Genomic DNA, 16,307 nt, shown 5'->3' with positions numbered 1-16,307 from the left:
AACGGAATCGAGAATCTGATGAGTGACTATAAATCTACCCTGAATTTGCCGGAAACGGGATTCCCGATGCGTGGCGATCTGGCCAAACGCGAACCGGGAATGTTGCAACGCTGGTATGCCGACAACCTGTACGGCATCATCCGCGAAGCCAAAAAAGGGAAAAAAACCTTTATCCTGCATGATGGCCCTCCTTATGCGAACGGCAGCATTCATATTGGTCACTCCGTTAACAAGATTCTGAAAGACATTATCGTTAAGTCGAAAGGCATGGCGGGTTATGACTCGCCGTATGTGCCCGGCTGGGACTGCCACGGTCTGCCAATCGAACACAAAGTTGAGCAGATGATCGGCAAGCCAGGCGAGAAAGTCACCGCTGCGGAATTTCGTGCCGCATGCCGCAAATATGCTGCTGAACAGGTTGAAGGCCAGAAAGCGGACTTTATCCGTCTGGGCGTGCTGGGCGACTGGGATCGTCCTTACCTGACCATGGATTTCGGTACCGAAGCCAACATCATTCGTGCGCTGGGTAAAATCATCGGTAATGGCCATCTGCACAAAGGCGCGAAGCCGGTGCACTGGTGTCTGGATTGCCGTTCTGCCCTGGCAGAAGCGGAAGTGGAATATTACGACAAAACCTCTCCGTCGATTGATGTGATGTTTAATGCCGTCGATACCGACGCGGTGCGTGGGGCGTTTGGCGTATCCCAGGTTAATGGCCCGATCTCACTGGTGATCTGGACCACGACGCCATGGACATTACCTGCTAACCGCGCAATCTCCCTGCATCCTGAATTTGAATACCAGCTGATCCAGATTGAAGGGCGCGCTCTGATCCTGGCGAAAGAGCTGGTGGAAAGCGTCATGAAGCGCGCCGGTGTCAGCGAATGGCAGGTGCTGGGCGAATGTCAGGGCGCTGCGCTGGAGCTGCAGAAGTTCCAGCATCCGTTCCTGGCGCTTGAGTCGCTGGTCGTGCTGGGCGATCACGTGACCCTGGACGCGGGTACAGGTGCCGTTCACACCGCGCCAGGCCACGGCCCGGATGACTATGTTATTGGCCAGAAATATGGCATCGAAACCGCAAATCCGGTAGGACCGGATGGCACCTATCTGCCAGGCACGTATCCGACGCTGGATGGGGTCAATGTCTTTAAAGCCAACGACATGATCGTTGAGCTGCTGAAAGAGAAAGGCGCGCTGCTGCACGTTGAGAAACTGCTGCACAGCTACCCGCACTGCTGGCGCCATAAAACGCCGATCATCTTCCGCGCCACGCCGCAGTGGTTCATCAGCATGGATCAGAAAGGATTGCGTGCACAGTCGCTGAAAGAGATCAAAGGCGTACAATGGATCCCGGACTGGGGCCAGGCGCGTATCGAATCGATGGTGGCGAACCGTCCTGACTGGTGTATCTCTCGTCAGCGTACCTGGGGCGTACCGATGGCGCTGTTCGTTCACAAAGAGAGCGAAGAGCTGCACCCTGACACGCTGGCGCTGATGGAGAAAGTGGCGCAGCGTGTTGAGCAGGAGGGTATCCAGGCCTGGTGGGATCTTGACCCGCGTGAACTGATGGGCGACGACGCCGATCATTACGTTAAAGTGCCGGATACGCTGGATGTCTGGTTTGACTCCGGCTCAACCAGCTATTCTGTAGTGGATGCGCGTCCGGAATTTGGCGGACATGCGCCAGACCTCTATCTGGAAGGATCCGATCAGCATCGCGGCTGGTTTATGTCCTCGCTGATGATCTCCACGGCAATGAAGGGCAAAGCGCCTTATCGTCAGGTACTGACGCACGGTTTCACCGTGGATGGTCAGGGCCGCAAAATGTCGAAATCAATCGGCAACACGGTCGCGCCGCAGGATGTGATGAACAAACTGGGCGCCGATATCCTGCGTCTGTGGGTGGCCTCAACCGACTACTCGGGTGAAATGGCGGTCTCCGATGAGATCCTCAAGCGCTCTGCCGATGCCTATCGTCGTATCCGTAATACCGCGCGTTTCCTGCTGGCTAACCTTAGCGGCTTCAACCCGGTCACCGATCTGGTGAAACCGGAAGAGATGGTCGTGGTCGATCGCTGGGCAGTGGGTCGCGCACAGGCGGCACAGGCTGATATCGTTGCCTCATACGAGAACTACGATTTCCATGAAGTGATCCAGCGTCTGATGCAGTTCTGTTCGATTGAGATGGGCAGCTTCTATCTCGATATTATCAAGGATCGTCAGTACACCGCGAAAGGTGATGGCCTGGCGCGTCGCAGCTGCCAGACCGCGCTGTGGCACATCGTCGAAGCGCTGGTGCGCTGGATGGCACCGATCATGTCCTTTACAGCGGATGAGATCTGGGGCTATCTGCCAGGCGAACGTGCGCAGTATGTCTTCACCGAAGAGTGGTATCAGGGTCTGTTTGGCCTGGCGGAAGATGAAGCGCTGAATGATGCCTACTGGGCCGAGCTGCTGAAAGTGCGTGGCGAAGTGAACAAGGTGATCGAGCAGGCACGTGCGGATAAACGTATCGGTGGTGCACTGGAAGCAACGGTCACGCTGTATGCCGATCCGGACCTGGCCGCTAAACTGCATGCGCTGGGTAATGAGCTGCGTTTTGTGCTGCTGACTTCTGGCGCACAGGTGGCGGATTACGCGCTGGCGAACGATGAAGCGCAGCAGAGTGAACTGCTGAAAGGTCTGAAAATCGCGCTGCACAAAGCGGAAGGCGAGAAATGTCAGCGCTGCTGGCATTACACTACCGACGTCGGACAGAATCCTGAGCATGCTGAGGTCTGTGGTCGTTGTTACACTAACGTAGCCGGTGACGGCGAACAGCGTGAATTTGCCTGATGCGTAAACCTATTTTATCAACCGGATTGCGCTGGCTGTGGCTGGTGCTGGTGGTGATTGTTGTCGATTTCGCCAGTAAGCAGTGGGTGATGAACAACATGATGCTGCATGAAACCCAGCCGCTGATGCCCTACCTGAACCTGTTCTATGCGCACAACTATGGCGCGGCGTTCAGTTTCCTGGCGGACAAAGGCGGCTGGCAGCGCTGGTTCTTTGCGGGTATCGCGCTGGCTATCGTGATCTCACTGGTGGTGATGATGTATCGCAATCATGCCAGTCAGAAGATGGCTAATATCGCCTATGCTCTGATCATTGGCGGCGCGATCGGCAATTTGTTTGATCGCTCATACCATGGCTTTGTGGTCGATTTTATCGATTTTTATGTCGGTAACTGGCACTTCGCTACATTTAATATCGCTGACTGCGGCATCTGTATTGGGGCTGCACTGGTGGTGCTGGAGGGCTTTTTCAGCCCGAACGGCAAACAGGCTAAACAGAAAGGGTAAGTGATGACTGAGTTCGTACAGCGCGAAAGCGCGGTGTTGGTGCATTTTACGCTGAAGCTGGAAGATGGCTCGACGGCGGAATCGACCCGTGCAAACGGCAAGCCCGCGCTGTTCCGTCTCGGTGATGGCAGCCTCTCTGCAGCTCTTGAGCAGGCACTGCTGGGGCTGAAAGCGGGTCAGACTAAACAGTTTACTCTGGAACCGGAAGATGCCTTTGGTGGCGTCAGCCCTGACCTGATCCAGTATTTCTCGCGTCGGGACTTTATTGATGCAGGCGAACCGGAAGTGGGTGCCATCATGCTGTTCAGCGGCATGGGCGGCAGTGAAATGCCAGGCGTGATCCGCGAAGTCTCCGGTGATTCTATCACCGTCGATTTCAACCATCCGCTGGCGGGTCGCCGTATTCAGTTTGATGTAGAAGTACTGGAAATCGATCCGGCACTGGAGACGAACGATGCAAATCCTGTTAGCTAATCCGCGCGGCTTCTGCGCTGGCGTTGATCGCGCCATCAGTATTGTTGAGCGCGCGCTGGAGATGTATGGCGCGCCCATCTACGTCCGTCACGAAGTGGTGCATAACCGTTACGTGGTGAACAGCCTGCGTGAACGCGGTGCCATCTTCATTGAAGAGATCAGCGAAGTGCCGGATAACGCCATTCTGATCTTCTCCGCGCACGGGGTTTCACAGGCGGTGCGTGCCGAAGCTAAAGCGCGCAATCTGACCATGCTGTTCGATGCTACCTGTCCGCTGGTCACCAAAGTCCATATGGAAGTCGCACGCGCCAGCCGTAAAGGCGTGGAAGCGATTCTGATTGGTCACGCGGGTCATCCGGAAGTTGAAGGCACCATGGGGCAGTACAACAACCCCAATGGTGGCATGTATCTGGTGGAGTCACCGGAAGATGTCTTCAGACTGACCGTCAAAGACGAAAACAATCTGAGCTTCATGACGCAGACCACGCTTTCTGTGGATGACACTTCAGACATCATTGATGCCCTGCGTCAGCGTTTCCCGGCGATCATCGGGCCGCGTAAAGATGATATCTGCTACGCCACCACCAACCGTCAGGAAGCCGTTCGTACGCTGGCGAAAGATGCGGAAGTGGTGCTGGTGGTCGGTTCGAAAAACTCCTCGAACTCAAACCGTCTGGCCGAGCTGGCACAGCGTGCCGGTAAACTGGCGAAGCTGATCGACTCTGCCGATGATATACAGGAAGAGTGGGTAAAAGGCGTGGTCTGCATCGGTGTTACCGCAGGTGCTTCAGCCCCTGATATTCTGGTGCAGCAGGTGATCCAGCGGTTACGTGAGCTGGGTGGCGAAGCGGCAATTGAGCTGATTGGCCGTGAAGAGAATATTGTTTTTGAAGTGCCTAAAGAGCTGCGCGTCGACGTACGTAACGTGCAGTAATGCTTCGATATGACTGATAAAAAGGCCGACTCTGTTCGGTCTTTTTTGTTTTTATAGCCCGGCTGAAATGCCGTTGTTCACTGCGATGATTGCTTTTACTGATAATCACAGGCGGCTGGCATAAAATTCTTATTATCACGGATTATTAGTGGCGTGACTGTTAACTCACCGTTAACCTGATGACGCTTTGGATGCATAGTTTTGTTTTAGGAATGAATAAATATGAACACTATCCGCATTGCTATTGTGGGCGCGCCGGGCCGTATGGGCCGTAATCTGATTCTGGCGACGCAGCAGGCAGAAGGCGTTGAGCTGGGTGCGGCACTGGCCCGTCCAGGCTCATCGCTGATCGGCAGCGACGCTGGTGAATTAGCGGGCATCGGAAAGAATGGCATCCTCATCGCTGACGATTTACGCGCGGTGACTAACGACTTTGATGTGCTGATCGACTTCACCCGTCCGGAAGGCACGCTGGAGTATATGGCGATCTGCCGTGAGCACGGTAAAGCGATGGTGATTGGCACCACCGGTTTTGATGAGGCGGGCAAAGCGGCCATTCGCGCGGCGGCGGAAGATATCGCCATTGTCTTTGCCGCTAACTTTAGCGTGGGAGTTAACCTGGTGCTGAAGCTGCTGGAGAAGGCTGCCAAAGTCATGGGTGAATATGCGGATATTGAGATTGTCGAAGCACATCATCGTCATAAAGTGGATGCGCCGTCTGGCACCGCACTGGCGATGGGTGAGGCGATAGCCGATGCCATGCAGTGGAAACTGGACGAGCATGCGGTTTATACGCGTGAAGGCTACACCGGTGAACGCCAGCCACAGACCATTGGTTTTGCTACGGTTCGCGCGGGTGACATCGTGGGTGAGCATACGGCGATGTTTGCAGATATCGGTGAGCGTGTAGAGATTACCCACAAGGCCTCAAGTCGCATGACCTTTGCAAATGGCGCCGTTAAGTCAGCTTTATGGCTAAAAGATAAGAAATCTGGTTTGTTTGATATGCGTGACGTGCTGGATTTGTCGATGTTGTGAGTGTTGTGAACCATCGTGATGTGGTTATTTCAATCGTTAATAACTTGATTGAAAAGGGGCAATGTTTTCATTGCCCTTAATTTTATCTTAAAATAGCCATTCTGATTCAAAATTACTTTCTGGTTGTTTTTTTTCCACCTTTTCTTCATTTATTTTCCCTGATGGACGCCGTTTTTGACCATTTGGTCAAAAATAAGGGACCGCTTAAGCCGGTTTCGTTTTTATATCGCCTGGCAAACGATTATTCTGCCGGGTTTTCCTCTCTTTTTGCCGCTCATACCTGTTTTTTACCTCATAAGGCAGATAAGTGTGAAAAAATCCCGCTGCAGGGTAGACAATGACCAGGGCTGTCATTAGAATGCGCGCAATTTGCCAAAAATCGACAATTCAGGCGGTTTTTGCATTGATTCAGGCGGCTATTTTGAATTAATATGCAGATATATTGACTGTTTATTCCCTGGAGGATGTTTTGATAAAGTCAGCAATCCTGGTTCTGGAAGACGGAACCCAATTCCACGGTCGGGCCATCGGGGCAACAGGATCGGCAGTGGGAGAAGTCGTTTTCAACACTTCAATGACCGGCTATCAAGAAATCCTCACTGATCCTTCCTATTCCCGCCAAATCGTTACTCTCACTTATCCCCATATCGGTAATGTCGGTGCCAATGCCGCCGACGAAGAATCCAGCCAGATTCATGCGCAGGGCCTGGTTATTCGTGACCTGCCGCTGATTGCCAGCAACTTCCGTAGCGAAGAAGGCCTGTCGGCCTACCTGCAGCGCAACAACATTGTGGCGATTGCCGATATCGATACCCGCAAGCTGACGCGCTTGCTGCGTGAGAAAGGGGCGCAGAACGGCTGCATTATTGCCGGCGACAATCCGGATGCCGCACTGGCGCTGCAAAAGGCCCAGGCATTCCCGGGACTGAAAGGAATGGATCTGGCGAAAGAGGTCTGCACCACTGAGACTTACAGCTGGCAGCAGGGCAGCTGGACACTGGACGCAGGTCTGCCAGAGCAGGCTGCTGCGGAGTCGCTGCCATATCACGTGGTGGCTTATGACTACGGCGCCAAGCGCAACATTCTGCGTATGCTGGTCGATCGCGGCTGCCGTCTGACTGTGGTTCCGGCACAGACGCCAGCTGAAGAGGTGCTGAAGCTGAATCCGGATGGCATTTTCCTCTCCAACGGTCCTGGTGACCCGGAGCCGTGCGACTACGCGATCAGCGCGATTCAGGACTTCCTGAAGACAGAGATTCCGGTGTTCGGTATCTGCCTGGGTCATCAGCTGCTGGCGCTGGCCAGCGGTGCTAAAACCGTGAAGATGAAACTCGGCCACCATGGTGGTAACCATCCGGTGAAAGATCTCGAAAATAACCGCGTGATGATCACCGCGCAGAACCACGGTTTTGCGGTCGACGAGAACAATCTGCCAGCAAACCTGCGTGTGACCCACATTTCGTTGTTCGATAAAACCGTGCAGGGCATCCATCGCACTGACAAGCCAGCATTCAGCTTCCAGGGTCACCCGGAAGCCAGCCCGGGTCCGGGTGATGCTGCGCCGCTGTTTGACCACTTTATTGAATTGATTGACGCATTCCGTCTGCAAGCGAAGTAATCAGGAGCTAATTCATGCCAAAACGTACAGACCTAAAATCCATCCTGATTCTTGGTGCCGGTCCGATTGTGATCGGCCAGGCCTGCGAATTTGACTATTCCGGTGCGCAGGCGTGTAAAGCGCTGCGTGAAGAGGGTTACCGCGTCATTCTGGTGAACTCCAACCCGGCGACCATCATGACTGACCCGGAAATGGCTGATGCGACCTACATTGAGCCGATTCACTGGGAAGTGGTGCGCAAAATCATCGAAAAAGAGCGCCCGGATGCAGTACTGCCCACCATGGGTGGACAGACGGCGCTGAACTGTGCGCTGGAGCTGGAACGTCATGGCGTGCTGGAAGAGTTTGGCGTCACCATGATTGGTGCGACTGCTGATGCGATCGACAAAGCAGAAGATCGTCGTCGTTTCGACGTGGCGATGAAAAGCATTGGTCTGGATACGGCGCGCTCCGGCATCGCACACACTATGGAAGAAGCGCTGGCCGTGGCAGAAGATGTTGGCTTCCCGTGCATTATCCGTCCTTCCTTTACCATGGGCGGCACCGGTGGCGGCATCGCTTACAACCGCGAAGAGTTTGAAGAGATTTGTGAACGCGGTCTCGATCTCTCTCCCACCAATGAGCTGCTGATTGATGAGTCGCTGATTGGCTGGAAAGAGTATGAGATGGAAGTGGTGCGCGATAAAAACGATAACTGCATCATCGTCTGCTCAATCGAAAACTTCGACGCAATGGGTATTCACACCGGTGACTCCATCACGGTAGCGCCTGCCCAGACGCTGACTGACAAAGAGTATCAGATCATGCGTAACGCCTCGCTGGCGGTACTGCGTGAGATCGGTGTTGAAACTGGCGGCTCCAACGTGCAGTTCTCCGTTAACCCGAAAGATGGCCGTCTGATTGTCATCGAGATGAACCCGCGCGTGTCACGCTCCTCAGCGCTGGCGTCAAAAGCGACCGGCTTCCCGATTGCTAAAGTGGCGGCCAAACTGGCGGTTGGCTATACCCTCGACGAGCTGATGAACGATATCACCGGCGGTTTAACGCCTGCCTCGTTCGAGCCTTCAATCGACTACGTTGTTACCAAGATCCCACGTTTCAACTTCGAAAAATTTGCCGGTGCCAACGATCGCCTGACCACGCAGATGAAGTCGGTCGGCGAAGTGATGGCGATTGGCCGTACCTTCCAGGAGTCCATGCAGAAAGCGCTGCGCGGCCTGGAAGTAGGCGCTAACGGCTTCGACCCGAAAGTGCACCTCGATGACCCGGAAGCGTTAACCCGCATCCGTCGTGAGCTGAAAGATGCCGGTTCAGACCGTATCTGGTATATCGCAGATGCTTTCCGTGCAGGCATGTCCGTCGATGGCGTGTTCAATCTGACCAACATTGACCGCTGGTTCCTGGTGCAGATTGAAGAGCTGGTTAAACTGGAAGATCAGGTCGCCCGCGAAGGCGTTAATAGCCTGGATGCGAATTTCCTGCGCACGCTGAAGCGTAAAGGCTTTGCCGATGCACGGCTGGCGACGCTGGCGGGTGTGGCGGAGAGCGAAATCCGCAAGCTGCGTCAGCAGTTTAATCTGCACCCGGTTTACAAGCGCGTAGATACCTGTGCCGCAGAGTTCGCGACGGACACGGCCTACATGTACTCCACCTATGAGGAAGAGTGCGAAGCCAATCCGAGTCCGGATCGTGAAAAAATCATGATTCTGGGTGGTGGACCCAACCGTATCGGCCAGGGTATTGAATTCGACTACTGCTGCGTTCACGCCGCACTGGCGCTGCGTGAAGATGGCTACCAGACCATTATGGTTAACTGTAACCCGGAAACCGTTTCGACCGACTACGACACCTCCGATCGCCTCTACTTCGAGCCGGTTACGCTGGAAGATGTGCTGGAGATTGTGCGCATTGAGCAGCCAAAAGGCGTGATCGTGCAGTATGGCGGTCAGACTCCGCTGAAACTGGCGCGTGCGCTGGAAGCCGCAGGCGTACCGGTTATCGGCACCAGCCCGGATTCCATTGACCGTGCTGAAGACCGTGAACGTTTCCAGCAGGCGGTTGATCGCCTGAATCTGAAGCAACCGGCTAACGCCACCGTCGCGACGCTGGAGCAGGCGGTGGAGAAAGCTGCTGGCCTGGGTTATCCGCTGGTGGTCCGTCCTTCTTATGTGCTGGGCGGCCGTGCCATGGAGATCGTCTACGATGAAATCGACCTGAAGCGCTACTTCCAGACGGCGGTTTCGGTTTCCAACGATGCACCGGTGCTGCTGGATCGCTTCCTGGATGATGCGGTCGAAGTGGATGTGGATGCGATCTGCGACGGCGAGCGGGTGCTGATTGGTGGCATCATGGAACACATCGAGCAGGCTGGTGTTCACTCCGGTGACTCCGCCTGTTCACTGCCGGCCTATACGCTGAGTCAGGAGATTCAGAATGTGATGCGCCAGCAGGTTGAGAAGCTGGCATTCGAGCTGAATGTTCGCGGCCTGATGAACGTCCAGTTCGCGGTGAAAGACAACGAAGTCTACCTGATTGAAGTCAACCCACGTGCGGCGCGTACCGTTCCGTTCGTCTCTAAAGCGACGGGTGTACCGCTGGCAAAAGTGGCCGCGCGCGTGATGGCAGGTAAAACGCTGGCAGAGCAGGGCGTCACTGAAGAGGTGATTCCGCCTTACTACTCTGTTAAAGAAGTGGTGCTGCCGTTCAACAAGTTCCAGGGCGTTGACCCGATTCTGGGACCAGAAATGCGCTCTACCGGTGAAGTCATGGGTGTGGGCCGCACGTTCGCTGAGGCGTTCTCGAAAGCGATGCTGGGCGCACAAAGCAACATGAAGAAGTCGGGCCGTGCGCTGTTGTCGGTGCGTGAAGGCGACAAGAAACGTATCGTTGACCTGGCGGCTAAGCTGCAGAAGTTCGGTTTTGAACTGGATGCGACTCACGGCACGGCGGTGGTACTGGGCGAGGCGGGCATTAATCCGCGCCTGGTTAACAAGGTGCATGAAGGTCGTCCGCATATTCAGGACCGTCTGAAGAATGGCGAGTATAGCTACATCGTGAATACCACAGCGGGTCGTCAGGCGATTGAAGATTCGAAGCTGATTCGCCGTAGCGCACTGCAGTATAAAGTGCACTACGACACTACGCTGAACGGCGGTTTCGCGACTGCGATGGCGCTGAATGCAGATCCGACGGAACAGGTTATCTCCGTTCAGGAAATGCATGCCCAGATAAAGGCGATGTAATGTGAAAAACGGCTCCTCCGGGAGCCGTTTTTTTTGGCCCTCTTACTGGCGATAATCTGAAAGTCAGGTCCGGGAAGGGGTTGGAGTTTGTGTTAAAGTGACTGATTTGGCTTAATTTTTTAGCTTTAGGTGCGAATGGGGCTGGTTCGCACAAATTTATAATATAAACACTTCCTGTACGGATTTTTCGCCAGTACTATGCCTGCCGCTCATCACTGGAGCGTATCAGGACATAATTAAAAAATGAAAATGCGTACTTTTTCTCTGAGTGCAGTGGCTGCACTGATGGCTATTCTTCCTTTCGCCAGCCAGGCGGAAGTGACGTTGTTAAAGCAGGATCCGCAGGCGGGCGATCCGCTTAGCCGTCTTAATTTTAAGGTTGGCGGCAGCATTCGTGCTCAGTTCAATCATCAGACCAGTGTGGATGACAAATCTTACAAGCGTGACGGTTTTGATGGCGGCACCCGTTTCCGTTTCGGTGCTGACTATTACCTGTTTGATGACGTGAGCTGGATCAGCTATTACGAGCTGGGCGTTAACGTCCCGGCAGTTTTCGGCTGGGATCGCCACTATGCTGACGGTGCCAATAACACCACGCGTCGCCAGCTCTACACCGGTCTGAAAAGCAAAACCTGGGGTCAGCTTACCTTTGGTCAGCAGAACAGCGTGTATTATGACACTGTGGGCGCCAAGACCGATATCTGGGATTACGACATGATCGGCCAGGCACCGGGCAACGGAATCAACGGTGACTACGACGGATCTTACCGTTCACGCAAGCAGCTGAAATATAAAAACACCTTCGGCGATGCGGATATTTACGCCTCTTATCTGTTCGAAGATAACGAATATCTTCCAGGCAATGGCCTGCGCTATAAGCGCAAAGGCGGCGGTTCGCTGGGCGTGGATTACCATATCTCTGATGAACTGAGCTGGGGCACGGCGTGGAGCTACACCCGCGCGGCGATGCGTAACCCGAACAATGGCGACAGCCGCGATTACGATCAGAACATTTACGGCACTGCACTGAGCTGGACACCAGGCAACTGGACGCTGTCAGCTGGTGGTGGCTGGTATCAGAACTTCATGACGACCAAACGCAAAGACGCGCGTAACTACTTTGCTGGCGATGCGTGGGGCGTTGAATATTTCGCCGGTTACAAAATCCCGGTGGGGCAGTATGGTCTGAAAGCGGTTCAGCCTTATGTTATGGGTGATCGCATTGAGGTCATGACCGGTCGTGATTACCAGCGCATCGACAACGGTCTGGGTGTGGTGCTGTTCCTCGACTACGGTTTCCGCGTTGATTACGAACATGTCTTCACCTCCAGCACCGATAACCTGGGTGATATGAATCTGGTGCGTCTGCGCTACGACTTCTGATCATCCTGACGAGGCTTAATCAGGCTTGCAGCGATAAACGATCTTAACGGGCAGGGAACACAGGCAGAGGAGGAAAGCGTCCCGCGCCATGGAAAAAAACGCCGGGAGCGTTTTTGAACAACGCAAAGCGTTGGCCCGTATACGGGCGCACCTCAGGGATGAGGTGCGTAATCGCGCGGGCCGAGCGGTCATGGATGACAGCTTTTGCGTCTTTCCGATCTGACTGTGTTCCCTGTGCTGCACCGATCTTACCGCTAGCCAGACCAGGCTTTACGGCTCCTCCGGGAGCCGTTTCCTTTTGCACACGCTTTTTGTGCCAGCCTGAGGCCTGTCGCTGGCGAGCTGCGGCAAACTGACGCGATTACGCGGTGAAAAACGCTGCACAGGGCATGAAAAGTGGCATCATGAAAAGCTTTACGCAAATAGACCTTTTCCCCTATCGACGAAAGTTTCACCTTTACGTATCATGGCGCCAATTTTTTCAGTGAGTGGTTAACATGATTAGTCTTATCGCGGCATTAGCAGCAGATCGCATTATTGGAATGGAGAACGCCATGCCGTGGGACCTGCCTGCAGATCTGGCGTGGTTCAAACGCAATACGCTGAAGAAACCGGTCATTATGGGTCGACTGACCTTTGAATCTATTGGTCGTCCATTACCTGGCCGACTGAACATCGTGGTCAGCAGTCAGCCGGGCACCACGGAAGGCGTCACCTGGGTCACCTCCCTGGATGAGGCGATACAGGCAGCCGGTGATGCTGAAGAGATCATGGTGATTGGCGGTGGACGCGTCTATGAGCAGATGCTGAAGCGCGCCGATCGTCTCTATCTGACGCACATTGATGCAGAAGTTGAAGGTGATACACAGTTCCCGGATTACGAGCCGGATGAGTGGCAGTCTACGTTCAGCGAGTTTCACGATGCTGACGAGCAGAACTCCCACAGCTACTGCTTTGAGATCCTTGACCGTCGTCGCTGATCCTCCCTTTGCCAGACTGTAACCTGGCTGTCATCTCTGTTCATTAGCATTGCTTCTTTTCTGGGATCTTCATGAAGGAAGCAATTAATAATGAAAACCGAACTCTCCGCATTAAGCACTGACCGTCTGCGTGATCCTCTTCGTCGTAAATTCATTGCCGGTTCCGGCGCACTCGGGCTGACCGGCTTTCTCAGCGGCGGTCTCACACTCTCAGGAAGCGCACTGGCGCAGGAGAAGCCAGCGGGAAGCCCATTGCTGGGCTTTCAGGGGATTGCCGCATCCACCGCCGATGAGGTTGTGGTGGCCCCCGGCTATCGCGCAGATGTGCTGATCTCCTGGGGAGATCCGCTGGTGAATGGCGCCGTCGCATTTGATCCGCACGGCAACAATAGCGCTGAAGATCAGGAAAAGCAGTTCGGGGACAACAACGACGGTATGAGCTTCTTCGCCATTAATGACCAGCGTGGTGTCATGGCGATCAACAATGAATATGTGAATGAGCCGACGCTGTTCGCCCACGGCGGCAGCAAAGCGACCAGCCTGGAAGATGTGAAAAAGTCGCAGGCGGCGCACGGCATCTCCATTGTTGAAGTCAAACGGGGTGAGGACAATCGCTGGCAGGTGGTGCGTCCTTCTGAGTTCAACCGCCGTATTACCGCCAATACTCCGATGCGCTTTTCTGGCCCGGCAGCGGGCGATAAAGCGCTGCAGACCGCCGCCGATCCACAGGGAATGCATGTCCTGGGCACTTTTGGCAACTGCGCCAACGGTAAAACGCCGTGGGGAACTTATCTCACCTGTGAAGAGAACTACGACACCTACTTTGGTACCCATCAGGCGGACTTTACGCCGACGCCGCAGCAAAAGCGCTATACCCTGAATGCCGCCGAGCCAGAGCGTAACTGGGCCGACTTTGATCCCCGTTTCGACATCGCCAAAAACCCCAATGAATTTAACCGCCACGGCTGGATTGTCGAAATCGATCCCTTTGATCCTCACTCCGTGCCGGTAAAACGCACTGCACTGGGGCGCTTCAAGCACGAAAATGCCGCCGTTACGGTCGCTAAAACCGGTCAGCTGGTGGTTTACATGGGCGACGATGAGCGCGGCGAGTATATTTATAAATATGTCTCAGACGACAAAGTCATCCCGGATGATGCCAAAGCCAATCACGGACTGCTGGATAAGGGCACGCTCTATGTGGCGCAGTTCAATGGCGATGCGCAGGGCACGCCGCTGAAAGGCACCGGCCGCTGGCTGGCGCTGAAGTGGGGTGAAAATGGACTCACCGCTGAAAAGGGGTTTAACAGTCAGGCCGATATTCTGATTAATGCGCGTGCGGCGGCTGATGTGGTTAACGCCACGCGGATGGACCGGCCAGAGTGGATTGCTGTTAACCCGCATGATGGTCGTGCTTACTGCACGCTGACCAACAATAACAAACGTGGCAATGAAGGCATGCCGGTTAATGCGGCGAATCCGCGTCCTAAAAATATCTACGGCCAGATTATCCGCTGGGATGAAAAGGGCGATGCCACGGCGCAGACGTTTGAGTGGGATATCTATGCGTTGTGCGGCAATCCGATCGCGCATCCTGAAGGGATCTATCGCGGTACACCTAATATCACCGCTGAAAACACTTTTAACAGTCCCGATGGTCTGGGGTTTGATGCGCACGGGCGGTTATGGATCCTGACCGATGGCAAGTACAGTAACAAAGAGGATTATCAGGGGCAGGGGAACAATCAGATGCTGGTGGGGGATCCGGATAGTGGGGAGATCCGCCGGTTCATGGTTGGCCCCAAATCGTGCGAGCTGACGGGTATCACCTTCACGCCAGATTACAAAACGCTGTTCGTCAATGTGCAGCATCCCGGCGAAGAGGGTGACTCGCACTTTCCCGATAACAGTCCGCGTCCCCGGTCGTCAGTGATCATGATCACCCGCGAAGATGGCGGCATTATCGGCGCATAAGAGAGGATGCTAGCCTTGCCGGCCAGCATCGCCGTTATAGCGCGGGCGGTGCCAGACTTTCGCTGGAGGCCAGCGCTTTTTCGCGATTGGAGGGCTGCACCACATAGCGCTGCGTTTCCCAGTGCAGCAGCGTCAGCGTTCCGCCCCAGCAGCAACCGGTATCCAGACCGATGATTCCTTCAGGCGTCCCTTTGCCTTCCAGCGAGGCCCAGTGACCGAACACAATGGTGTAGTCACGTGCGACCGGACCTGCAATGTTAAACCAGGGTTTTAGCGGGGGAAGGGCAGATTCAGGGGCATCTTTGCAGATCATATCCAGCTGACCATTGGGAAAGCAGTAACGCATGCGGGTCAGGGCGTTGGTGCTGAAGCGCAGACGTGCCAGACCAGTCAGATCTTCACTCCAGTTATTCGGCATGTCGCCATACATCGCATCCAGAAACAGCGGATAACTGTCGCTGGCAAGTACCGCTTCAACTTCACGCGCGCACTTTTTCGCGGTCTCGATATCCCATTGCGGTGTGATACCGGCGTGTCCCATCACCAGCTTTTTCTCTTCATCAACCTGTAACAGCGGCTGACGACGCAGCCAGTTGATCAGCTCATCCGCATCGTCCGCTTCCAGCAACGGTGTCAGGCGATCTTTGGGCTTATTACGGCTGATTCCAGCGTAGACCGCCAGCAGATGTAAATCGTGATTGCCCAGCACCAGACGCACTGCGTCGCCCAGCGATTTTACGTAACGCAGAACCTCAAGTGAGCCCGGACCTCGCGCCACTAAGTCGCCGGTCAGCCACAGGGTATCCTGCTCAGGATTGAAATCAACCTGTTGCAGCAAGGCACGTAATTCGTCGTAGCAACCGTGAACGTCGCCAATCAGGTATGTGCTCATAAGGTTTTATCCATCAGGAAGCTGCCCGACTAAACGGGCAAAAAGCGTATGAATTAATGAATGTGGGTCTGAATGGCGAGGCGGAACACCGGGATCTCGACATGGAAGGTGTCACCCTGTTCGTCGACCATCACATAGTGTCCCTGCATGGTGCCCATCGGTGTTTCGATCACGGCTCCGCTGGTGTACTGAAACTCATTGCCAGGCGCGATAAGTGGTTGTTCACCCACCACGCCTTCGCCCTGAACTTCCGTTTCGCGGCCGTTACCGTTGGTAATCAGCCAGTAACGTCCCAGCAGTTGCACTGAGGAACGGCCCAGATTGCGAATCGTAATGGTATAGGCGAAGACGTAACGATCATCATCCGGTGAGGATTGTGAGGCAACGTACTGGCTTTGCACATGGACGGAGACGCGGGCCGTTTCAATCAT

The 16,307-nt window shown here is 54.6% G+C and carries 12 protein-coding genes; 10 read left to right on the top strand and 2 right to left on the bottom strand.

What is annotated here, in order from left to right; translation table 11 throughout:
- Positions 1-18: 18 nt before the first annotated feature.
- From ileS to P2R09_RS17635, 10 genes are all read left to right on the top strand, one after another.
- Positions 19-2,835, top strand: coding sequence for an isoleucine--tRNA ligase (gene ileS, locus P2R09_RS17680; RefSeq protein WP_275771645.1), 2,817 nt, complete (start codon positions 19-21; stop codon positions 2,833-2,835).
- Entirely contained in the window at positions 2,835-3,341 is a 507-nt protein-coding gene (gene lspA / locus P2R09_RS17675; RefSeq protein ID WP_003854827.1) for a signal peptidase II, read from the top strand. The genes ileS and lspA overlap by 1 nt, the downstream gene beginning before the upstream one ends.
- 3 nt (positions 3,342-3,344) lie before the next feature.
- Positions 3,345-3,815, top strand: a complete 471-nt coding sequence (fkpB, locus tag P2R09_RS17670; RefSeq protein ID WP_003854824.1) for an FKBP-type peptidyl-prolyl cis-trans isomerase — start codon at positions 3,345-3,347, stop codon at positions 3,813-3,815.
- Complete coding sequence (gene ispH / locus P2R09_RS17665; protein ID WP_275771641.1) at positions 3,796-4,749, top strand: 4-hydroxy-3-methylbut-2-enyl diphosphate reductase; 954 nt, start codon at positions 3,796-3,798, stop codon at positions 4,747-4,749. Before fkpB ends, ispH begins: the two co-directional genes overlap by 20 nt.
- A 222-nt stretch (positions 4,750-4,971) precedes the next feature.
- Complete coding sequence (dapB, locus tag P2R09_RS17660; protein ID WP_008925556.1) at positions 4,972-5,787, top strand: 4-hydroxy-tetrahydrodipicolinate reductase; 816 nt, start codon at positions 4,972-4,974, stop codon at positions 5,785-5,787.
- 469 nt (positions 5,788-6,256) lie between these two features.
- Positions 6,257-7,405 carry a glutamine-hydrolyzing carbamoyl-phosphate synthase small subunit gene (carA, locus tag P2R09_RS17655; RefSeq protein ID WP_033763250.1) on the top strand — a complete coding sequence of 383 codons (1,149 nt, stop codon included), beginning with the start codon at positions 6,257-6,259 and terminating at the stop codon, positions 7,403-7,405.
- A 14-nt stretch (positions 7,406-7,419) separates the two neighbouring features.
- On the top strand, positions 7,420-10,647 hold the full coding sequence (gene carB / locus P2R09_RS17650; RefSeq protein ID WP_003854816.1) for a carbamoyl-phosphate synthase large subunit: 3,228 nt from the start codon (positions 7,420-7,422) through the stop codon (positions 10,645-10,647).
- Positions 10,648-10,890: 243 nt separating this feature from the next.
- Complete coding sequence (locus tag P2R09_RS17645) at positions 10,891-12,030, top strand: porin (protein WP_275771636.1); 1,140 nt, start codon at positions 10,891-10,893, stop codon at positions 12,028-12,030.
- Positions 12,031-12,527: 497 nt separating this feature from the next.
- The gene (folA, locus tag P2R09_RS17640) at positions 12,528-13,010 is read left to right on the top strand and encodes a type 3 dihydrofolate reductase (RefSeq protein WP_033763249.1); all 483 of its coding nucleotides are present in this window, start codon (positions 12,528-12,530) and stop codon (positions 13,008-13,010) included.
- 90 nt (positions 13,011-13,100) lie between these two features.
- Entirely contained in the window at positions 13,101-14,984 is a 1,884-nt protein-coding gene (locus P2R09_RS17635) for a PhoX family phosphatase (RefSeq protein WP_275771632.1), read from the top strand.
- Positions 14,985-15,018: 34 nt separating this feature from the next.
- Here the strand turns inward: P2R09_RS17635 and apaH are convergent, their stop codons facing one another.
- Entirely contained in the window at positions 15,019-15,876 is an 858-nt protein-coding gene (apaH, locus tag P2R09_RS17630; RefSeq protein WP_003854809.1) for a bis(5'-nucleosyl)-tetraphosphatase (symmetrical) ApaH, read from the bottom strand.
- Positions 15,877-15,929: 53 nt separating this feature from the next.
- On the bottom strand, positions 15,930-16,307 hold the full coding sequence (apaG, locus tag P2R09_RS17625) for a Co2+/Mg2+ efflux protein ApaG (protein ID WP_275771628.1): 378 nt from the start codon (positions 16,305-16,307) through the stop codon (positions 15,930-15,932).

The sequence above is a fragment of the Pantoea sp. Cr_R13 genome (genome assembly GCF_029222565.1).
Lineage (GTDB): Bacteria > Pseudomonadota > Gammaproteobacteria > Enterobacterales > Enterobacteriaceae > Pantoea > Pantoea eucalypti.
Note: the sequence above shows the minus strand (reverse complement) of the source record. Positions and strands in the feature narration are given on the sequence as shown.